Raw genomic sequence first — 19,860 nt, 5'->3', positions numbered from 1 at the left:
CACCCCACGGCGGGCGGGCCCCGATGACCCGCACCGTCCTCGTCACCGGGGGCGCGTCGGGGATCGGGGCCGCGTGCGCGACCCTGCTCGCCGAGCAGGGCTGGGCCGTCGAGGTCGCGGACCTGCGGCCCGGGCCAGGGGACCACGCGCTCGACGTCGCGGACCCCGCCGCGTGGGCGGCGGTGCTCGACGCCACCGGCCCCGTCCACGCCCTGGTCAACTGCGGCGGTCACCGCAGCCGCGGCGCGCTCGTCGACCTCGACGCCGACGAGTTCGAGCGGATGCTGCGCGTGCACGTCGTCGGCACGTTCCTGGGCGTCCAGGCGTGCGCGCGGCGCTGGATCGCCGCCGGCACCCCGGGGTCGGTCGTGACGATGAGCTCGGTGACCAACACCCAGGCCGTCGCCGGGCAGCCGCACTACGTCGCGGCCAAGGCCGGGGTCGCGGGCCTGGTGCGGGCGGCCGCGGTCGAGCTGGCCCCCCACGGGATCCGGGTGAACGCGATCGCCCCCGGCGTCATCCGCACGCCGATGACCGCCGACCGGCTCGGCGACCCCGAGCAGACCGCGTGGCTGATGAACCGGGTGCCGGCCCGTCGGCCCGGCGAGCCCGTGGAGATCGCCGCGGCGGTGGGGTTCCTCGTCTCCGACGCCGCGTCCTACGTCACCGGCACGGTCCTGCCCGTGGACGGGGCGTGGACGGCGTCGTAGCCGGACCGCGACCCCCGTGAGCACCCCAGCCGGTCCCGCCCGGGTCCCCCGCCCCGCCACCGTCGTCGGGGTCAGCGCCCTCGCGGTCGGGTTCGGCGCCTCCCCCGGGTTCGTCCTCGGGTTCCTCGCCGTGCCGCTGCAGGCCGACCTCGACCTGGACCGGTGGCAGGTCGGGCTGCTCGTCGGCGCGTTCTTCGGCGCGACCGGGCTCGGCTCGATCGTCGGGGGCCGGATCGCCGAGCGCGTCGGCCCGCGGCGCGCGGTCGTCGCCGACCAGCTCGTCGTCGCGCTGGCGCTGGTCACGGCGGCGCTGCTGCCGCACTACGCCGTGCTGCTCGGCGCCGCGGTCGTCGCGGGCGCGGGCTACGCGCTCACCAACGCCGGCACGAGCATCGCCATCGCCGCCGCGCTGCCGCCGCACCGGCACGGCGTCGCGCTCGCCGTCCGCACGGCGGGGGTGCCGCTGCTCGTCGCGGTCTCCGCGGTGGTCGCGGCCGGGTCGGCGGAGCTCGTCGGCTGGCGGGCGGTGCTCGGCGGGTACGCGCCGCTGCTGCTGCTCGTCGCCGCGCTCGCCCTCGCCGTGCTCCCCGGACTCGCACCCGCGGTGGTGGGCCGGGCGGGCCCGGCCCCGCTCCCCCGGCGGTTCGGGTGGTTCCCGCTCGCGGCGTTCGCGCTGATCGCGGGCTCGCAGGCGCTGTTCTCGTGGATGGTGCCCTTCCTGCACGAGGCCGGCGGGGTGCCGCTCGCGGCAGCCGGCGCGCTCACCTCCACGGGGTCCCTCGCCGCGATCGTCGGGATGGTGGTGCTCGCCCGCCGCTCGGACCGGGCGGCCGCCGGGGGCCGGCTGCCCGCGATCGTCGTGCTGTGCCTGCTCGTCGCGGGCGGCCAGCTGCTGCTCGTCGCCGGGATCCCGGCGGGGCCGCCGCTCATGGTCGCCGGCCTGCTCGTCGCCACCGTCGCGCAGCTCGCGGCGATCAGCCTCATGCACGCGGCCGTGATCGCCGCGGCCCCCGGCGCCGTCGGCCGGGCGGCCGGCGTGACGATGGCCGGCTACTACCTCGGCGCCCTGGCCGGTCCGCCGCTGTTCGGGCTCCTGGTCGATCGAACGGGCGGCTACGGCCCGGCCTGGCTGGCCTGCGCCGCGCTGGTCGTGGCGGGGGCCGCCGGGTTCTGGCGCTGCCGGCGGATCGTCCCGGTGCCCGCGCAGGTCCCGTAGCCCGGCCACGGCAGGGCGGCACCGCTCACGGCGCCAGTGCCCGCGCGAGCCGCTCCCGGTAGCGCGCCACCGACTCCAGCTTCACGTGTTCGTAGCCGCGGACGAGGTCGGGCAGCCCCGCGACCTCGACGGCGTGCGCGTGCGTCGCCGGGGTGAGGCCGTCGAGCAGCCTCTCGAGCACGGCCCGGTACTCGACCACGAGGCCGCGCTCGACCCGGCGCACGTGCGCGAGCCCGAAGAGGTCGAGCGGGGTGCCCCGCAGCCGGCGCATCGCCCGCAGCACCCGGAACACCGGCGTCTCCGCCGGTCCGAGCCCGATCTTGCGCCGCAGGCCGAGCGCCCGGAGCGCGGGCGGGTGCAGCCGGCGGGTGGCCCGGGCGCCGACACCGAAGCGGGCCTCGACCTCGGCGGCCAGCGCGGGGTCCAGCGACAGCCGCGCCACCTCGTACTCGTCCTTGTAGGCCATCAGCGCGTGCAGGTTCCGGGCCACGGCCTCGGCCAGCGCCGTCGACCCGGGCACGGCGGCGTCCTCGGCCGCCCGGACGCGCTCGACGTCGTCGGCGTAGCGCGCGGCGTACCGGGCGTCCTGGTAGGCGACCAGCTCGGGGACACGGACGCCGACCAGGCGGGCCAGCTCCGACCCCGGGTCGGCGCGCACCCGCGCGGCCGGGCCGGGCGCCGCGGCCGGTGCGACGGGGGCGGGCGGGGCCGGCGGCGGGGCCAGGGCGACGGCGAGCGCGTCCGGATCGGCGACGGCCTGGCGGCCGCGGCGGAAGGCCTGCACGTTGGCCTCGACGGCGACCCCGTTGAGCGCGATCGCCCGCTCCACCGCGTCGGCCGGCAGCGGCAGCGCCCCGGCCTGGAACGCGGCCCCGACGAGCAGCAGGTTCGCGTACTGGTCGCCGCCGAACAGCCGCTCGGCCAGGTCCCGGGCGTCGAGCAGCACAGTGGCGCGGGCGCCGGCGGTGATCCGGCCGGTCACGTCGTCGACGTCGGGGAAGGCGGTGTCCGGGTCGACGACCATGGCCCCGGTCGGCACGCGGCCGGTGGAGACGACCGCGACCGTGCGGGCGGGGTCGGCCACCGCGAGGTTCCCGGCGTCGGCGCCGGCGAGCAGGTCCGCGCACAGGTACAGGTCCGCCTCGCGGGCGGCGAGCCGCCCGGCCGCCTCGCGCGGCCCGGCCGTGATCTTCAGGTCGGAGACGACGGCCCCGCCCTTCTGCGCCAGGCCGGTCTGGTCGAGCCCGCGCACCCGGCGGCCCGCGAGCAGCGCCGCGGTGGCCAGCACCTGCGCCACCGTGACGACGCCGGTGCCGCCGACGCCGACCATCCGCAGCGCGAAGTCCGCGGTGCCGGTCCCCGGCGGGGGCGGCGGCAGGACGGCGTCGTCCAGCGCGGGGACGGCGACGCGCGCCCGGGCCCCGCCGGGCACGACGGTGAGGAAGGACGGGCAGTCGCCCGCCAGGCAGGAGAAGTCGAGGTTGCACGACGACTGGTGGATCTGCGTCTTGCGTCCGAACTCCGTGTCCACCGGCTGCACCGACAGGCAGTTCGACGCCCGGCCGCAGTCGCCGCAGCCCTCGCACACCCGCTCGTCGATCATGACCCGCTGCACCGGCGTCGGCAGCGTGCCGCGCTTGCGCTTGCGCCGCTTCTCCGCGGCGCACTCCTGGTCGTGGATCAGCACGGTCACGCCGGGCACGTCCGCGAGCACCCGCTGGGCCTCGGCGAGCCGCTCGCGCGGCCACACCTCGACGTCCGGGGCGAGCTCCGCGCGGCGGTGGCGGCCCGGGTCCTCGGCGGTGACGATCGTGCGGGCCACGCCCTCCGCCGCGAGCAGGCGGGTCAGCGCGGGCACGGTCAGCGCGCCGACGGCGTCCTGCCCGCCGGTCATGGCGACGGTCGCGTTGTGCAGCAGCTTGAACGTGATGTCGACGCCTGCGGCCACCGCGGCGCGCACGGCGAGCGAGCCCGAGTGGTGGAACGTGCCGTCGCCGATGTTCTGCACGAAGTGCCGGGCCTCGACGAACGGCGCCATGCCGATCCACTGCGTCCCCTCGCCGCCCATCTGCGTGAGGCCGGTGACGTCGCCGACCTGGCGGGGGTCCATCAGCAGCACCATCGCGTGGCAGCCGATGCCCGCACCGACGAGCGAGGCGTCCCCGGGCTTGGTCGAGGAGTTGTGCGGGCAGCCGGAGCAGAAATAGGGCGTCCGCCCGAGCAGCGGCAGGTCGATCCGGCCCCGCTGCACCCGACCGCGCGCCGGGCGGCGGCGCTCGCGCCACGCGGCGACGCCCGGGAGGTCGGCCAGCAGCCCGGCCAGCCCGGTCGCGACCAGGTCGGGGTCGAGCTCGCCGTGCGGGGGGAACAGCGGCGCGCCGCCGCGGCCGGTCTTGCCGAGCACCGCGGGGGCGCCGGGACGCCCGTAGAGCAGGTCCTTGACCGCGGCCTCGACGAACGAGCGCTTCTCCTCCACCACGACGACCTCGCGCAGGCCCGCGGCGAACTCCCGGACGATCCCGGGCTCGACGGGGTGCACCATCCCGAGCTTCAGCAGCCGCACGCCGCGGCGGCGCAGCTCGTCGTCGTCGAGGCCGAGGGCGTCGAGCGCCTGGCGCAGGTCGAGGTAGGTCTTGCCCGCGGCGACCAGGCCGATCCGGTCGTCGCCGGTGCGGACGGTGATCCGGTCGAGCCCGTTGGCCGCGGCGTAGCGGCGGGCCAGCTCCAGGCGGGCCCGGTGCAGGTCGCGCTCCAGGGGCCCGAGCGCCGGCTGCAGCAGGTGACCGGTGACGGCGTGCCGGTAGGGCCGCCCGTCGACCTCCAGCTCGGGGAGCACGGGGTCGAAGCCGTCGAGCCCGGCGCGGACGGTCGCCGACCCGTCGGCGACGGCGGTGACGACCTTCAGCCCGGCCCACAGGCCGCTGGCCCGCGACAGCGCGATCCCGTGCAGCCCGAGGCGGACCACCTCCTGCGGGTCGGCCGGGTACAGCACCGGCACCGCCAGGTCGGCGAGCGCGAACTCCGAGGCGCACGGCACGCTCGACGACTTGGCGCCCGGGTCGTCCCCGACCAGCGCGAGCACGCCGCCGGTGCGGTGGGTGCCCATGAGGTTCGCGTGCCGGATCGCGTCCGAGGCCCGGTCCAGGCCGGGCGCCTTGCCGTACCAGACGCCGACCACGCCGTCGTGGCGCAGACCGCCCGTCACGGCGGCCAGCTGGGTGCCCTGCACGGCCGTCGCCGCGGCCTCCTCGTTGAGGCCCGGGGTGAACACGACGCCGTGCTCGTCGAGCAGCCGGCGGTGCCGGCCCAGCTCGAGGTCGAGCCCGGCCAGCGGCGACCCCTCGTAGCCGGACACGAAGGTGCGGGTGTCGAGCCCGCGGGCCCGGTCGTGCCGGTGCTGGTCGAGCAGCACCCGCACGAGCGCCTGCAGCCCGGTGAGGTGCACGAGCCCGGACTCGGCGGTGTAGCGGTCGGTGAGGGCATAGGACCGCAGCGGGAGCACGTCGGTGGGCAAGGGGTACCTCCGAGCACCGTTGGCCATGGGGTGACGACGCTAGGAAGCAGCCGGTCCACCGTCCAGGCCCTGTCCTGCGGAGATGGGCCAGTAGCATAGTCGTCACCATCACGACGACGCTTCCAGGAGGCACCCGGACCATGATCCTCGACGAGCTCGACCGGGCCCTGCTGGTGCTGCTGCTGGAGCGGCCGCGGGCCGGGCTGCGCGAGTACGCCCGGAACCTCGGGATCGCCCGCGGCACGGTCGCGAGCCGGTTCCTGCGGCTGCAGGAGTCCGGGGCGATCGCGAGTCTCGCGCCGCAGGTGGCGCCGCGCGCGTTCGGCTACGCCATCCACGCCTTCGTGCACCTGGACCTGGCCCAGGGCCGGCTCGACTCGGTCGTCGCGCGGCTGGCCGAGGTGCCCGAGGTCGTGGAGGCGCACACCGTCACCGGCGACGGCGACCTGCTCTGCCAGCTGGTCGCGCGCGACACCGCCGAGCTGGAGGGCCTGGTCCAGACGCTCATCGCGGTGGACGGGGTCGTGCGGACGCGCTCGCAGATCGCGCTCACCCAGCGCATCCCGCGCCGCACGCTGCCCCTGGTGCGCGCCGCGCGCTGGCGGGCCCGCCGGTGAGCTATCCGCGCACCCGCCACACGCAGGGCTCCACGGTGTCGGCGGGTGGGGACACCGTCCACGCGCCGCCGCCGTGCGCCGCGATGGCCCGGACGCACCGGGCGCAGTAGCGCGGGCGGCCGCCGGGCACGCCCGGCACCTCGCCCTCGACGACGGTGGCCGCGTCGGGGACGTCGCGCCAGTAGCGCTGGCCCGTGCCGCAGGCGTGGCGGAACTCGACGTCGCCCGTGGCGGGGTCGGTCGTCGCCGTGCCGACCGAGCCGTGGGCGCGCAGCAGCGCGGCCACCTCCCCCGCGTCGACGCCGGACCCGACGAGCCGGTCGAGCGGCACGGCCGCCGAGCCGATCAGGTCGTCGATGACGTCGGCGACGGGGCGGTCGCGGCAGGCGAGGTCGAGCAGCGCGGCGATGAGCCCGATCAGGCGATCGTGCAGCTCCCGCCAGGTGCCGTGCTCCGCGGTCACGAGCGCCAGCACCTCCTCGGACGCGCCGAGGCGGCGCAGCTGCTCGGGCAGCGGCACGAGGTGCGGCTCCTCCCCGCTCACGACGGGCTCACCGGAGGTAGGACGCGACGAGCTCGTCGGAGTCGAGCAGCTCGGCGGACGGGCGGTCGAGCTCGTTGCGGCCGTTGCGCAGGATGTAGGTGCGGTCCGACACCCGCAGGGCCGACGCCTGCTGCTCCACGATGAGGAACGTGACCCCGTCCTCGCGCAGGTCGCGCACCACCGTGAACAGGTCGCCGACGATCCGCGGGGCGAGGCCGAACGACAGCTCGTCGATCAGCAGCAGCCGGGGACGCCCCATCAGCGCGCGGGCCAGCGCCAGCATCTGCTGCTGCCCGCCCGACAGCGACGACGCCGACGCGGCCAGCCGCCCGGCCAGCTCCGGGAAGACGCCCAGGACGCGGTCGCGGTCGGCCCGCAGGTCCGCCCCGGACCGCCTGCTGCTCACCGCGCCGAGGTCGAGGTTCTCCCCGACGGTGAGGGTCTGGAAGATCCCCCGGCCCTCCGGGAGCTGGCACAGCCCCAGCGCCGCGCGCTTCTCCGGCGTCGTCCGGCCGAGGTCGGCGCCGTCGAAGGACACCTGCCCCGCCCACACCGGCAGCACGCCCGAGAGCAATCGCATCAGCGTCGTCTTCCCGGTGCCGTTGGGCCCGAGCACCGTCACGATCTCGCCCTGCTCGACGTGCAGGCTGATGTCGTGGAGGACCTCCAGCCGCCCGTAGCCGGTGCGCACCCGCTCAACGTCCAGCAGCAAAGCCAGCTCCCAGGTACGCCTCGACGACGACCGGGTCCCGCAGGACCTCCTCCGGTGCGCCGAACTGGATGATCCGTCCGAAGTGCAGCACGGCGGCCACGGGGCACAGCCGGCTGATGAGCTCGAGGTCGTGCTCGATGATCACGATCGCCGTGCCCGTCTCGCCCGTCCAGGCGCGCAGGCCCTCGACCAGCCGGTCGACGTCCTCGGCGCCCAGCCCGGCCGCGGGCTCGTCGAGCAGCAGCACGGCCGGCTCGTTGAGCAGCGCCCGGACCACCTCGATGATCTTCTGGGTCCCGATCGGGAACCGGCCGGCCTGCCGCCCGCCGACGTCGGCGAGCCCGAACGCGTCGAGCAGGGCCGCGGCCCGCTCGCGCACGCGCGCCTCGTCCTCGCGGGCGGTGCGCAGGCCGAGCAGCTCGGCGACGTGGCCGGCGCGGTGGTGCCGGGTGCCGCCGACGAGCACGTTGTCGACCACGGAGAGGTCGGGGATGAGCCGCGGCGTCTGGAACGTGCGCGACACCCCCATCCGCGCGACGGCGTGCGGGGCGAGCCCCACGACCTCCTGGTCGCCGATGCGGACCGTGCCCGCGCCGGGCTGCAGGTAGCCGGAGATGACGTTGAGGCAGGTGGTCTTGCCGGCGCCGTTGGGGCCGATCAGCCCGGTGAAGCCCGGGCGCGCGGCGAAGCTGACGCCGTCGAGGACCAGGTTGCCGCCGAACGCCTTGCGGACGTCGGTCAGCTCGATGAGCGCGCGGTCAGCCGGCACGGCCCGTCTCCTCCCCCGTCGCCGCCCGGCCCCGAGAGGTCAGGCGACCGACCCACCGGGACTCCCGCGCGGTCCGGCCCAGCGACACCAGCCCGCCGGGCAGCACCGCGATCGCGAGCATGAGCACGATCCCGTAGGCGATGGCCTGCAGGTCGCCGAGGTCCTGGAAGAACTCGATGAGCACCACGGCGAACGCCGCGCCCACCACCGGCCCCCACAGCGACCCGGCCCCGCCGACGAACACCATCACCAGCATCGGCACCAGCAGGTTCATCCCGAACATGGCCGGGAAGATGAACGTCTGCAGCTGCGCGTAGAGCGCACCGGCGATCGCGGCGAGGAAGCCCGACAGGGCGAACGCGGTGAGCCGGTAGCGCAGCACCGACACGCCCAGCGAGCCCGAGAGCGTGCCGAGGTGGCGCACCGTCTGCAGCGTCCGCCCGAAGCGCCCGACCAGGGCCCGGCGCACCAGGAAGTAGGCGAGCACCGCCACGACCAGCGTGACGAAGTAGGTGGAGGCGCTCCCGGTGATTCCCGGGATCTTCCACACCACCACGTCCATCCCGCCGCCGCCGCCGGTGATCGGGGCGGCCACGGTGAGCACCTCGATGATCGCCATGCCCAGCGCGAGCGTGGCGATGGCCAGGAAGAAGCCGGTGAGGCGGATCGCGGGGAAGCCGATGACGACGGCGAGCGTGGCCGCGGCCAGCGCGACCAGCGGGATCGTCACGAGGAAGGGCACGCCCCCCTCGACGGCGATGGCGCTGCCGTAGGCCCCGATCGCGAACAGCGCCGCGTGGGCCAGCCCGATCTGCCCGGACCAGCCGACGAGCAGGTTGAACCCGAGCGTGCTGATCACGTAGACGAGCGTCAGGTTCAGCACGAACAGCATGTAGGTGTTCACCCCGAACGGGGCGGCGAACAGGACGGCGACGGCGACGACGGCCGCCACCGCCTTCAGCGCTCCGCGACCCCGGGCCGGGGCCGCCCCCCCGCGCGTGCGCGGCACCGGGGCGCCCGTCTGCGCGGGATCGTCGACCGTGGTCACCACTGCTCCTCCGGACTCAGACATCGCGCAGCCTCACGCCTCTCGTGAACCCGTCCGGCCGGACGAGCAGCACGATCACCACGGCCAGCAGGGCCACCGCGAACTGCGCGGTGCCGGACACGTAGGCACCGACGGTCTGCTGGATGACCCCCAGCGCCAGGCCGCCCGCGAACGTGCCGATCAGCGAGACGAAGCCGCCCATCGTCGCGGCGACGAAGCCGTAGATGATCAGCGACGCGGCGGAGTGCGTGGACACCAGCGTCGACTGCGCCTGCAGCATCACCGCCATCGCCGCGATCAGCCCGCCCACGCCCCAGGCGATCGCCGACAGCCGCCCGGCGTTGACCCCCACCAGGCGCGCCGTGGCGCGGTTCTCGGCCACCGCCCGCATCTGCGCGCCGGTGGAGGTGCGGAAGAACCAGGTGATCCCGATGGCGCCCGCGGCGCCGACCGCGATCGTGACGACCTGGGCCCAGCTGATCTCGAAGCCCGCGACCGTGAAGTAGCTGCCCGACCACGGCGCCGTGAAGCTGCGGGGGTCGTGGCCCCAGATCAGCCCGATCAGCGCGTTGAGCGCCAGGGAGAGCCCGATCGTCATGAGCAGGAGCGGGAAGTGCCCGTGCTTGGCGAGCCTGCGCATGAGCAGCAGGTCGATCGCCACGGCCAGGACCGCCCCGCCGAGCAGGGTCACGACCACCGCCACCCAGAAGTTCGCGGCGCCGGCGTTCACCACCGTGCCGACGTAGGTGGCCACCAGCCCGATCTCCGCCATCGCGAAGTTCGGCACGTCGGCCGCCTTCATCACGACGACGATGGCCAGCCCGAGGAGGGCGAACCAGCTGCCCGCCTCCAGGCCGCTCAGCGCTGTCTGCACCATCGGGCTCTCCGCTCCGGTCCGTTCTCGGTCGTCGTGGGTCGGCTCGCCCGTCAGCTGGGCGCCTGGAACGCCTGCAGGATCTGCCACTGCCCGCCGCGCACGATCGCGAGGCCGGCCTGGTTCACGCAGGTGTGGCCGCCGGGCAGCGGCCCGCACTCGATGTCGGGGATCGCGCCGAGGGAGATCGGGTCCTCGCGCAGGCCCTCGGCGACGGCCTGGAAGTTGGCGTAGCCCATGTCGTCGCCCATGCGCTGCACGAGCTCCGCGAACGCGCGCAGCGAGCTGTAGGTCTGCAGCGAGAACCCGCTGGTGCCCTGCTCGCCCGAGTACTGCTGGGCCAGCCCGCGCCAGTGCTCGACGTCGGGGTTGTCGGTCGACACCGTGTCGACCTGCATGCCGCCGATCAGACCCTCCGCCGCCGCGCCGGCCGGCCCGATCGCGCTGGGTCCGCCCGTGCCGGCCCCGCCCTGGTCGGCGAACACCGGCACCGTGACGCCGCGGTTGCGCAGGCCCTGCAGGATCAGACCGACCTGGGTGTTGTCCGTGGCCAGCAGGACGGCCTGCGGGTTCGCGGCGATGATGTTGTTGACCGCGGAGCTGACGTCGGTCGAGCCGGTCTGAGTCTCCTGCTCGGCGACGATCCGCATCTCCGGGTGCTCGGGCATCTGGTCGGTCAGCGCCGCCGTCATCGACACGCCGAGGTCGTTGTTCTGGCGGATCACGCCGATGTCGGTGAACCCCTGGGCCGCGTAGTAGTCGATCGCGACCTGGATCTGGCTCTTGCGCGTGGCGCTGAGCAGGTAGACCTCGTCGAGCTCGGGGTCGCCCGGGGACACCGGGCCCCACACCGGCGTGCCGTTCTCGGCGATGAAGGACCACGTGCCCGGCAGGCCCTGCGACCCGGCCGGTGCGACCAGGGCGTACACGCCCTCCTGGGACACCAGGCGCCGGACGTTGGTGACCACGCGGTCGGGGGCGAAGGCGTCGTCGAGGAGCACGAGCTCGACCTGGCGGCCGTTGATCCCGCCCGCCGCGTTGATCTCGTCGGCGGCGATGCGCAGGCCCGCCTCCAGCCCCTGTCCCGCGACGGCGGCCGTGCCGGTGAGCGGCAGCGTCGCGCCGATCGTGATGGCCGTGTCGGTCACCCCGGGCGGTGCCTCGCCCGCGGCGGCGCCGCCCCCGTCGTCGGCGATGCTGCCGCACCCGGACAGCAGCAGTGCCGTGGAGAGGGCGGTGGCGAGGAGCAGGCGCCTGGTCGTCATGCGGTTCCTCCGTTGGACCCGAACTGTGTTCGATCGACCGATCTGGGACGTGCACGGGCGCGGACCCCCACCGGCGACCCGCACCATCGCGGGTGTGACGCAGCCGACCCGGCGCCGAATCTAGAGGCCGCCGGGTACGTCGTCAATGCTCTAACTACGCCGATGCGGATCGGTGCTGCCGCAGGCGCACCCGGCGGGCTCCGCGAGGGGCCGCCAGCCCCTCGTCGAGCGGGCCGACAGGGCCGACCTGTCGAGCGACCCCACGCCCGGACGGCCGATCAGCGCGAGCGTCCGGTCGATCTCCTCGCGCAGGATCTCCACGGCCCGGACCGAGCCCTCGACGCCCCCGGCCGCGAGCCCGAACACCCACGGGCGCCCGACCAGGCACGCCCGCGCCCCCAGCGCCAGCGCCTTCACGACGTCGGTGCCGCGGCGCACGCCGCCGTCGAGCACGACCTCGACGTCCCGACCGACCTCGTCGACGACCTCCTCCAGCACGTCGAGCGCACCGGGCAGGCCGTCGGCCTGGCGCCCGCCGTGGTTGGACACCGCCACGGCGGCGCAGCCGAGGTCCGCCGCGCGGCGGGCGTCCTCGCCGGTCATGACGCCCTTGAGCATCACCGGACCGCCCCACTCCGCGACCATCCACTCCAGGTCGGCCCAGGTGTGGCCGGGGTTGAGCAGCCCGGCGGTCATCGCGGCCAGCCCGCTGGTGCCGGTGCGCGGCACCAGGTCGGTGAAGTTCGCGAACGTCACCCCCGGCCCGGTGAGCAGCTCGGCGAGCCACCGCGGGCGGCTCAGCACGTCGGCGCCGGTCCGGGGGTTGACCCGGGGCGGCACGGCCAGCCCGTTGCGCAGGTCGCGCTCGCGCGAGCCCACCACGGGCACGTCGACCGTCACGACCATCGCCTCGTAGCCGGCGTCGCGCGCCTTGCCCATGAGCGCCCGCACGGTGCGCCGGTCGCCCCACGGGTAGAGCTGGAACCACTCGGCTCGCCCACCGCCGAGGCCACGTCGGCCAGCGACACGCTCGACCCGGAGCTGACGACCGACACGGTGCCGCAGCGCTGCGCGGCCACCGCGGCCGCGGCCTCCCCGGCCCGCCCGGCCATCCGCACGAGCCCGGCCGGGCCGAGGACCACGGGCAGGGCGAGCGGGCGCCCGAGCAGCGTGGTGGCCTGCGGTCGCTCGGCGACGTCGACCAGAACGCGGGCCCGGAAGGCCAGGTCGGAGAAGGCCCGCCGGTTCTCGGCGAGCGTGAACTCGTCCTCGGCGCCGCCGTCGACGAAGTCGAAGACCATGCGCGGCAGCCGGCGCCGCGCCGCGCGGCGCAGGTCCTCGATCGTGCGCGCCCGTGCCGCTCCCCTGCGCACCGGCCCGTCAGCCCGCGCGCAGGACGGCGAACAGGTCCGGGTCGCTGCGCAGCAGCCGGCGGTAGTTCGCCGTCCACATCTGCTCGCGGAACCCGTACTTGAGGTAGGCCGCCCGGTAGCTCTCGGCCCGGGTGCGGTCCAGGGGCCTGCCGCCCACGGCCATCGCGGCGAGCTGGTAGCCCGCGCACAGCTCCATGATCAGCGCCTCCGTGGTGACGTGCTCCAGGGAGTCGCCCACGTGCAGGGACCCGTGGTGGCCCATGAGCAGCGCCTTGCGGTCGCCGAGCACCTCGACCATCAGCTCGCCCTCCTCGGAGGGCACGAGGTCCGGGTCGTCCACCCACGGCACGACCTCGTCGAGCAGCAGCGCGGCGTAGTCGTAGTACACGTCGAACGGGACGTCGGTCGTGCTCAGCACCGACATGTTGCGGGCGTGGGTGTGGATCACGCACTGCACGTCGGGGCGGGCGCGGTAGAGGGAGGCGTGGAAGGTGATCCCGACGGACGCGGGCAGCGTGCCCTGCTCGAGGACGGCCATGTCGAACCCGACCTTGCTGACGTGCTCGGGCAGGGTCTCGTCGAAGTACTGGAACGGCGTGACGAGGAACGCCTCCTCCCCCGGCACCCGCAGGCTGACGTGCCCGCCGACCTGGCTGTCGAGGCCCTCGCGGTGCAGGATCCGACGCGCGGCCGCGATCCGGAACCGCGGATCGCTCTCGTCGACCACGCGGGCGGGCGCGTTCCTGATCTCCGTGACGCTCATCGGGCTCCTCCTGACGGCCGCCGATCGCGCGCCGGCGTCACCGCCCCGACCGAGGCTAACGTGACGGTGGAAACGGCGCTAGAGGCCTAGATACGCTCGCCCCCGGCGGTCCTGGAGGTGGTCGTGCAGCGGCGGATCGGGGTGCTCGGCGCGGGCGGGATGGGGTCGGCGTTCGCGGCCTTCCTCGCCCGGTCCGGGCAGGACGTCGTGCTGGTCGGGCGGGGCGGGCCGCACGTCGACGCGGTCGCGCGCGAGGGCCTGCTCGTGCACCCGCAGGACGGCGAGCCGTGGCGCGTCGCGGTCCCGGTGGCGGCGCGCGCCGCCGACCTGGAGACCGCCTCGCTCGCGGTGCTCGTCGTCCTCACCAAGGCCTTCGACGCCGCCGACGCGGTGCGCGCCGCCGCGCCCGCCCTGGCCCCGGACGGGGTCGCGGTGAGCCTGCAGAACGGCCTGGGCCTCGATGCGCTGCTCGCGGAGGCGGTGGGCGCGGACCGGGCGCTGGTCGGCACGACCACCGTCGGCGCGACCCGCCAGGAGCCCGGCCGCATCACGATCACCCCGGTCACGGCCGCGGGCGGCGCGCAGAACCACTTCGGGGAGATGGGCGTTGCCGCCGGCGGGTCGCGCGGAGCGGAGGTCGCCGCCGCGCTGACGGCCGCCGGGCTGCCCGCCGTGCAGCACGCCCACGTGGGCGAGCAGGTGTGGTCGAAGCTCGCGCTCGCGGTGATGAGCCCGGTCAGCGCCGTGCTGCGGGCCACGGTGGGGGCCGTGTGGGCGAGCGCCGAGGGCCGCGCGCTGGTCGGGGAGATGTTCGACGAGACCGTCGCCGTGGCCGCGGCGGAGGGCGTCGCGCTCGACCGGGAGCGGGCGTGGGCCCACGCGACCGGCGTCTTCGAGGGCACGGGCGAGCACTTCACGTCGCTGTGCTCCGACGTGCTGGCCGGGCGCCGCACCGAGCTCGCGGTGATGGCGGGAGCGGTGCACGGGCTGGCCGAGCGCCACGGCGTCCCCGCCCCGGCGCACCGCGTGGTGCTCGGCCTGCTGGGCGCGCTCGGCGTGCGCTGACCGCACCCCTGCCGGCGGCACGGAGCGACGTCGGGTTCCTCAGCACACGGCACCTCTGCGGAGCCGGGTGGGAGCGGCGGAGAGGGTCCGGCGGTGCGATCGATGTCGGTGCCGGACCGATCGTCAGGAGGTCGCAAGGTGGCGGGCGTATGCCGCACGCCGGGGGCGGAGAGACTCCTGGATGGAGAGACGACGACTCGACCAGGCCACGCGGCGGGAGCTCTACGACCTCGCGCAGCGGCGGCGGCTCCCCGGCCGGTCCGGCATGAACCGCCAGGAGCTGCTCGAGGCGCTGGACGGCGACGCCGGGTCCCGCGATCCGGCAGCAGAGCCGGCGGCGTCGCGGTTCGAGGCGTTCCGCGCCATGGCGCAGGAACGGGCCCGCGGCGGGCTGGTGCTGCTGCCGCGGCTGCTGACCGGCAACGACCGGCGGCTGCACGTGCGGGAGACCCTCCGCGAGGACCACCACACCCGCATCACCCGGCGGTGCGAGGACACCGAGGTCAAGTTCGACGAGCTCGCCGGGTCGCTGTACTCGTTCTTCCGCGGCACGTGCCTGCTGTTCTACCGCGACCTGGCCGGCGAGGACGCGACGATGCCGACCGTCCTCGCGCTCGGCGACGTGCACCCGGAGAACTTCGGGGTGATGCCCAACGCCGACAACGTCCCGATCTTCGGCGTGAACGACTTCGACGAGGCCTACTACGCCCCGTTCACCTTCGACCTCAAGCGCGGCGCGGTCGGGTTCCTCCTGGCCGCCGAGGTGGAGGGCGGCCACGGGAGCACACGCCGCCGGAAGATCGCGCGGCGCTTCGTGCGGGGGTACGTCGGGGCCATCTCCGAGTTCGCCCGCCACGCCACGGAGTCGGACCACCAGCTGCGCCGCGACAACGCGCCGGAGCTGATCCGCGACCTGTTCGACCAGGCGGACGAGGGCCGGCGGGAGTGGCTGGAGGACGACTACCACGACGAGTACGGTCGCGGCTTCCGCGCCGACGACGAGCTCGTCCCGATCACCAGCCGCCGGCAGGAGTTCCAGGAGCTCGTCCACCGGCTCGTCGCCGAGCAGGACATCGCCGTGCCGCCCCGGGCCGGCGCGATGCGCGTCAAGGACGTCGCGGTGCGCAAGGGCCAGGGAACGGCCTCGCTCGGCCTCGCCCGCTACTACGTGCTGATCGAGGGGCAGCGCGGCGACGGGAGCGACGATCTCGTCCTCGAGTTCAAGCAGGCCCGCCGGTCCGCCCTCGCCGGGCTCGTGCCGCCGTCGGAGCACCAGGTCGACGGGCGCGGCGGGCGCATCGCGCACGCGCAGAGCGTGCAGCTGGTCAACGGCGACGTGTTCTACGGCGGGATCGACTTCGAGGGACGCAGCTACATGTCCCGGGAGCGGGCGCCGTTCCGCGACGACATCGACCTGGACGACCTGTCCTACCCGCAGTGGAAGGCCTACGCCCACATCTGCGGCCGGGCCCTCGCCCACGTCCACGCGCTCTCCGACGAGAGCGGCGACATCGCCGGCGACGTCGAGCCGCGGATCGTCGAGGCGATCGACCCGCCGGGCCTGTTCGTCGACGACGTCCTGCGGTTCGCCGTGGAGGCGGCCGAGCGGGTGCGGGGCGACCACGGGCACTTCCGCGCCGATCACGCCGCCGGCGCCTTCCGGGTGCCCGGGCGCGGGTGAGCGGGGTCCGAGCGGCAGCCGGAACGGTGGCGGGGCGAGGAACCGGGGGGCTAGCGCGACGCCGCACTCGGCGACCGGCGCGCCGCGCGACGCCGGGCGGTGGCACCGTCGTGGCGCGCGGTGCCGGCGGACCGGCGGACCGGGCCGGACGGCGGGCGCTGCCCGCTCCGGCCGGTTGTGACGACCCGGCCCGGGGTCGGCGACGGCGCGGAGGGGGTCCGGGTGTGCGGCTCCTCCGCCGTGTCCCCGGTCGCCTCCGCACGAGGGCCGGCCGGGGGCGGCGCGACCGGCCCGGCCGCAGCGGCGCTCCGGGGAACGGGCCCCCAGTGGACGGGGTCGGCGTCGCTACGGCGCAGCCACCCGATCCCGCAGACGACCGCCACCAGGACGAGCAACGCCGGGTGGATCCACGCGAGGAACACGGCAAGCAGCACCGAAGCGATCAGCGTCGCCGCCGGCACCACACCGTCCGCGCGGGAGCGGCCCCGCGGGCCCGCGCGCCGGTGCACCGTGGTCGGGTTCCCGTTCATGTCATCGGCCTCCCTGGTCGCGGTGCTCGCCCGGGACACCGGCTGCGACCCACCGCGCTCCCCACCAGGATCCCCGCCATGACGTCCCGGATACGCGGCGCACACCTTGCGAACGCCTTTCCATCCAGGGCGCGCCGTCCCCCGCTCACCCCTGCCCGCTCGCGATGGCCGTCGGCGGGCCGGACCGGCGCCGCCGCTCAGCCGCCGACGAGGAGCAGGTGCGCGGCGGTCGCCGCGGCCATGCCGATCTCCACGCCGCGGGCGCGCGCCGGGGCGTTCGCCGCGCTGATGACGCCGTCGTGGTAGCTGGACAGGCCGTCGCCCATCCGGGCGGTGCGGGCGTCGACCGTGGCGCCGGCCAGGCCGTCGGCCTCGACGACGAGCAGCCCCGCCATCCCCGAGTCGTCGCGGCCGCGACCGCCGTCGGAGCAGATGAACCCCCACGGCCGGACGTCGCGCAGGTAGGGCACGGCGCTGCGGCCGGTGTGGCCCGCCGTGACGAGGACCGTGCGCCCGGTGTCGGCCGCCGTGCCGAACGCGATCGAGTCGGCGCACACGACCTGCCTGCCGTCGGGTGCGGTCTCCACGACCGTCCGGTGCGTGATCTCCCCCGGCGCCTGCGGGCGCGGCTCGCCGCGCAGCAGCAGCAGCGCGGCCTCGCGGACGCTCGTGCCGGGCTCTACCCCGCACTGCTGCGCGGGCGCGTTGACCCGGCTGACCACGCCGTGGCGGTGGACGTCGACGCCGTCACCGAGCAGGACACCGGCGACGTCGGCCGTGGCGGCGGGGATGCCGAGCGCCTCGTAGAACCACAGCCCCGCGATCCCGGCCCCGTCGGGCCCGATGCCGCAGTCCAGCCCGATGGCCGCGCGGGGCCGGTGCTCGGCGACGAACCGGGCCGGCAGCACGCCGGAGTAGGAGGCGCTGACGACGACGTCGCGCCCGGTGTTGCGCGCGTCGACGTGGTAGGCCGAGTCGATCGCCACCACGCTCCCGCGCTCCTCGGCGTGCACGACCGTCTGCAGGTCCGGGCCCTCTTTCGCGCTGTGCTCCATCGTCGCCCCCGCTCAGACCGCGGTCATGCCGCCGTCGACCGCCCACGCCTGCCCGGTCACCCACGACGACTCGTCGGAGGCCAGGAACAGCGCGGCGTGGGCGATGTCGTCCTCCTCGCCGAGGCGGCCCAGCGGGAAGCGGCGCAGGCGCTGGAGCTCCAGCGTCTCGTCCGGGGTCTCCCCCGTGCCGGTGCCGAAGCCGCCGCGGTCGCGGTAGGTCTCGCGGACCAGCGGCGTCGGGACGGTGCCCGGGCACAGCGCGTTGACGCGGATCCGGGCGGGCCCGTACTCCGCGGCGAGCTGGCGGGTGAGCCCGATGACGCCGGCCTTCGCCGCGGCGTACGGGGCGATGCCGGCGACGCCGACCAGCCCCCCGACGCTGGCCTGGTGGACGATCGAGCCCCCGGTGCCCTGGGCGATCATCCGGCGCAGGGCGTGCTTGGAGCTGAGGAAGACCCCGGTCAGGTTCACGGAGAGGACGCGCTCCCAGTCGGCCAGGGTGCAGTCGGCCCCGGTGCCGACCCCCGCGATGCCCGCGTTGGCGAACAGCACGTCGAGACCGCCGAACGCCTCGACGGCCTCGGCGACCATGCGCTCGGTGTCGGGCTCCGAGGCGACGTCCGCCGCGCACGCGACCGCGGCGCCGCCCGCCTCGCGGACCGCGGCGGCCGCGGCCTCCGCGCTCGCGGCGTCGCGGTCCACGCAGAGCACGGCGGCACCCTCCTGCCCGAAGCGCAGCGCCGAGGCGCGCCCGAGTCCCGATCCGGCCCCGGTGATCAGGGTCCGCTTGCCGGCCAACCGTCGCATGCCGCTCCCGTTCGTCGTCGTTCGTCGTCGTGCGTCTCGGGTGCCCGGGCGCCGTTCAGGTCAGGAGGAGCCGCAGCTCCGGGGCCGACCGCAGCATGAAGCCGGTGTCGGGGGCCGGCTCCCCGGCGTGGCGGAGCTCGCGGACGGTGTCGAGCAGGTGGGTGAGCACCTGCTCGATCTCGAGCTTGGCCAGCAGCGAGCCCGTGCAGGTGTGGGCGCCGCCGCCGAAGGCGCGCAGCGACGCGGCCGGGGTGAACTGCGGGTCGGGGCCGTCGGCGAACCGGGCGACGTCGAACCGCTCGGGCTCGGCGAAGACCGCCTCGTCGTGGTTGGCCGACCCGAGCAGCAGGATCAGCTTGTCGCCCGCCCGGACCGGCTGCCCGCCCAGCTCCACGTCGACGAGCGCCTGGCGCACGGAGCCCTGCACCGGCGCGCGGTGGCGCAGGATCTCGGCCACCGCGGACGGCACGAGCGAGCGGTCGGCCCGCAGCCGCTCCCACTGGTCCGGATCCGAGGCCAGCGCACCGAGCAGGTTCACCATCGCCCGGTCGGTGGTCTCGATGCCCGCGGAGAGGAAGAACGCCGAGTTGCTGCGCACCTCGGCGTCGGAGAGCCGTTCGCCCTCGTACTCCACGGTGCACAGGTCGGAGAGCAGGTCGTCGGTCGGCTGCGCGCGCTTCTGCGCGATCGCGGGCGTGAGGAACGCGTCGATCTCCTCCTTGGCCCGCACCCCGCGGGCGTGCACGCAGGCGTCGCGGCCGACGTTGGAGACGCTGGCCGCGGCGAGGTCGTGGTACCACTGCGGGAACCGCGCGGCCTCGTGCATCGCCATGAGCTCGGCGATCACGGTGAGCGGCAGCGGGGTGGTCAGCCCGGCGCGCAGGTCGGCCACGTCCGGGGCCCGGGGCAGGTCGGCGACGAGCCCGGCGACCAGGTCGCGCACCCGCTCCCCCAGGCCGCCGCGCAGGACACGGCGGTTGCGGAGGCGCCGCGCGACGATCGCCGCCTTGCGGCGGTGCTCGTCACCGCTCATGTGCAGGATCGTCCGGCCGTAGATGGCGCTGCTGCCCGTGCCCGAGGCGAGCGGGCCGAAGGTGGCGGCGTCCTTGAAGCATCGCCCGACGTCGGCCGACCGCGACACCAGCCACGCCTGCAGCACCTCGCTCCGAGCGACCGGGGTCTCGGCGCGCAGGCGGGCGTAGACGGGGTAGGGGTCGCACGGCGCCGCACCGGTCGCGTGCGCCTCCAGCGCGGCCAGCGCACCCTTGCTCGCGCTCGTCACGCCGACCGCCTCCTCGTCGTGGGCCTAACCAGTAA

General features: G+C 75.6%; 16 protein-coding genes and 1 pseudogene. 5 read left to right on the top strand and 12 right to left on the bottom strand.

Annotated elements, in window-relative coordinates; genetic code table 11:
* Positions 1 to 23 precede the first annotated feature (23 nt).
* A complete protein-coding gene (locus tag I4I82_RS25375) occupies positions 24 to 710 on the top strand; it encodes an SDR family NAD(P)-dependent oxidoreductase (RefSeq protein ID WP_218596073.1) in 687 nt (228 codons plus the stop codon).
* A 16-nt stretch (positions 711 to 726) separates the two neighbouring features.
* On the top strand, positions 727 to 1,926 hold the full coding sequence (locus I4I82_RS25370) for an MFS transporter (RefSeq protein WP_218596072.1): 1,200 nt from the start codon (positions 727 to 729) through the stop codon (positions 1,924 to 1,926).
* Positions 1,927 to 1,951: 25 nt separating this feature from the next.
* Here the strand turns inward: I4I82_RS25370 and I4I82_RS25365 are convergent, their stop codons facing one another.
* A complete protein-coding gene (locus I4I82_RS25365; RefSeq protein WP_218596527.1) occupies positions 1,952 to 5,419 on the bottom strand; it encodes an indolepyruvate ferredoxin oxidoreductase family protein in 3,468 nt (1,155 codons plus the stop codon).
* 161 nt (positions 5,420 to 5,580) lie between these two features.
* On the opposite strand from I4I82_RS25365, the gene I4I82_RS25360 reads away from it, so the two are divergent.
* Positions 5,581 to 6,057: an Lrp/AsnC family transcriptional regulator gene (locus I4I82_RS25360; protein ID WP_218593660.1), complete on the top strand. Its 477-nt coding sequence runs from the start codon at positions 5,581 to 5,583 to the stop codon at positions 6,055 to 6,057.
* Position 6,058: 1 nt separating this feature from the next.
* Here I4I82_RS25360 and I4I82_RS25355 read toward each other — a convergent pair whose 3' ends face one another.
* From I4I82_RS25355 to I4I82_RS25320, 8 genes and pseudogenes are all read right to left on the bottom strand, one after another.
* Positions 6,059 to 6,601: a hypothetical protein gene (locus I4I82_RS25355; protein WP_218593659.1), complete on the bottom strand. Its 543-nt coding sequence runs from the start codon at positions 6,599 to 6,601 to the stop codon at positions 6,059 to 6,061.
* A gap of 7 nt (positions 6,602 to 6,608) precedes the next feature.
* The gene (locus tag I4I82_RS25350; RefSeq protein WP_218593658.1) at positions 6,609 to 7,313 is read right to left on the bottom strand and encodes an ABC transporter ATP-binding protein; all 705 of its coding nucleotides are present in this window, start codon (positions 7,311 to 7,313) and stop codon (positions 6,609 to 6,611) included.
* Positions 7,297 to 8,082, bottom strand: coding sequence for an ABC transporter ATP-binding protein (locus I4I82_RS25345; protein ID WP_218593657.1), 786 nt, complete (start codon positions 8,080 to 8,082; stop codon positions 7,297 to 7,299). Before I4I82_RS25345 ends, I4I82_RS25350 begins: the two co-directional genes overlap by 17 nt.
* On the bottom strand, positions 8,072 to 9,130 hold the full coding sequence (locus I4I82_RS25340; protein ID WP_218596071.1) for a branched-chain amino acid ABC transporter permease: 1,059 nt from the start codon (positions 9,128 to 9,130) through the stop codon (positions 8,072 to 8,074). The genes I4I82_RS25345 and I4I82_RS25340 overlap by 11 nt, the downstream gene beginning before the upstream one ends.
* Positions 9,131 to 9,146: 16 nt before the next feature.
* On the bottom strand, positions 9,147 to 10,007 hold the full coding sequence (locus I4I82_RS25335; protein WP_218591038.1) for a branched-chain amino acid ABC transporter permease: 861 nt from the start codon (positions 10,005 to 10,007) through the stop codon (positions 9,147 to 9,149).
* Positions 10,008 to 10,057: 50 nt separating this feature from the next.
* Complete coding sequence (locus I4I82_RS25330) at positions 10,058 to 11,269, bottom strand: ABC transporter substrate-binding protein (RefSeq protein ID WP_218591037.1); 1,212 nt, start codon at positions 11,267 to 11,269, stop codon at positions 10,058 to 10,060.
* A 150-nt stretch (positions 11,270 to 11,419) separates the two neighbouring features.
* Positions 11,420 to 12,570, bottom strand: a pseudogene (locus I4I82_RS25325) (alpha-hydroxy acid oxidase).
* Positions 12,571 to 12,649: 79 nt separating this feature from the next.
* Positions 12,650 to 13,405: a class II aldolase/adducin family protein gene (locus I4I82_RS25320; RefSeq protein WP_218591034.1), complete on the bottom strand. Its 756-nt coding sequence runs from the start codon at positions 13,403 to 13,405 to the stop codon at positions 12,650 to 12,652.
* 123 nt (positions 13,406 to 13,528) lie between these two features.
* Here I4I82_RS25320 and I4I82_RS25315 point away from each other — a divergent pair, with 123 nt between their 5' ends.
* Together I4I82_RS25315 and I4I82_RS25310 are read left to right on the top strand one after the other, a co-directional pair.
* Positions 13,529 to 14,470, top strand: coding sequence for a ketopantoate reductase family protein (locus I4I82_RS25315; protein WP_218591033.1), 942 nt, complete (start codon positions 13,529 to 13,531; stop codon positions 14,468 to 14,470).
* A 181-nt stretch (positions 14,471 to 14,651) separates the two neighbouring features.
* Positions 14,652 to 16,151, top strand: coding sequence for a DUF2252 domain-containing protein (locus tag I4I82_RS25310; protein WP_218591032.1), 1,500 nt, complete (start codon positions 14,652 to 14,654; stop codon positions 16,149 to 16,151).
* 727 nt (positions 16,152 to 16,878) lie between these two features.
* On the opposite strand, the gene I4I82_RS25305 is transcribed toward I4I82_RS25310, so the two are convergent.
* From I4I82_RS25305 to I4I82_RS25295, 3 genes are read right to left on the bottom strand one after another with little or no spacing between them, the layout of a single operon-like run.
* Positions 16,879 to 17,736 (bottom strand): hypothetical protein, encoded by an 858-nt coding sequence (locus tag I4I82_RS25305; protein WP_218591031.1) that lies wholly within the window; start codon positions 17,734 to 17,736, stop codon positions 16,879 to 16,881.
* Positions 17,737 to 17,748: 12 nt separating this feature from the next.
* Positions 17,749 to 18,543, bottom strand: coding sequence for an SDR family NAD(P)-dependent oxidoreductase (locus tag I4I82_RS25300; protein WP_218591030.1), 795 nt, complete (start codon positions 18,541 to 18,543; stop codon positions 17,749 to 17,751).
* 55 nt (positions 18,544 to 18,598) lie between these two features.
* Positions 18,599 to 19,825: a cytochrome P450 gene (locus I4I82_RS25295; protein WP_218591029.1), complete on the bottom strand. Its 1,227-nt coding sequence runs from the start codon at positions 19,823 to 19,825 to the stop codon at positions 18,599 to 18,601.
* Positions 19,826 to 19,860 lie beyond the last annotated feature (35 nt).

This window comes from Pseudonocardia oceani (genome assembly GCF_019263585.2).
GTDB lineage: Bacteria > Actinomycetota > Actinomycetes > Mycobacteriales > Pseudonocardiaceae > Pseudonocardia > Pseudonocardia oceani.
This window is presented reverse-complemented; position numbering and strand designations above follow the sequence as displayed.

Bases quoted from the DNA above. Each gene is read 5' to 3' on its own strand.
- I4I82_RS25375 (WP_218596073.1), top strand. From the start codon at position 24: ATGACCCGCACCGTCCTCGTCACCGGGGGCGCGTCGGGGATCGGGGCC.
- I4I82_RS25360 (WP_218593660.1), top strand. From the start codon at position 5,581: ATGATCCTCGACGAGCTCGACCGGGCCCTGCTGGTGCTGCTGCTGGAG.
- I4I82_RS25335 (WP_218591038.1), bottom strand. From the start codon at position 10,007: ATGGTGCAGACAGCGCTGAGCGGCCTGGAGGCGGGCAGCTGGTTCGCC.
- I4I82_RS25330 (WP_218591037.1), bottom strand. From the start codon at position 11,269: ATGACGACCAGGCGCCTGCTCCTCGCCACCGCCCTCTCCACGGCACTG.
- I4I82_RS25320 (WP_218591034.1), bottom strand. From the start codon at position 13,405: ATGAGCGTCACGGAGATCAGGAACGCGCCCGCCCGCGTGGTCGACGAG.
- I4I82_RS25310 (WP_218591032.1), top strand. From the start codon at position 14,652: ATGGAGAGACGACGACTCGACCAGGCCACGCGGCGGGAGCTCTACGAC.
- I4I82_RS25305 (WP_218591031.1), bottom strand. From the start codon at position 17,736: ATGGAGCACAGCGCGAAAGAGGGCCCGGACCTGCAGACGGTCGTGCAC.
- I4I82_RS25300 (WP_218591030.1), bottom strand. From the start codon at position 18,543: ATGCGACGGTTGGCCGGCAAGCGGACCCTGATCACCGGGGCCGGATCG.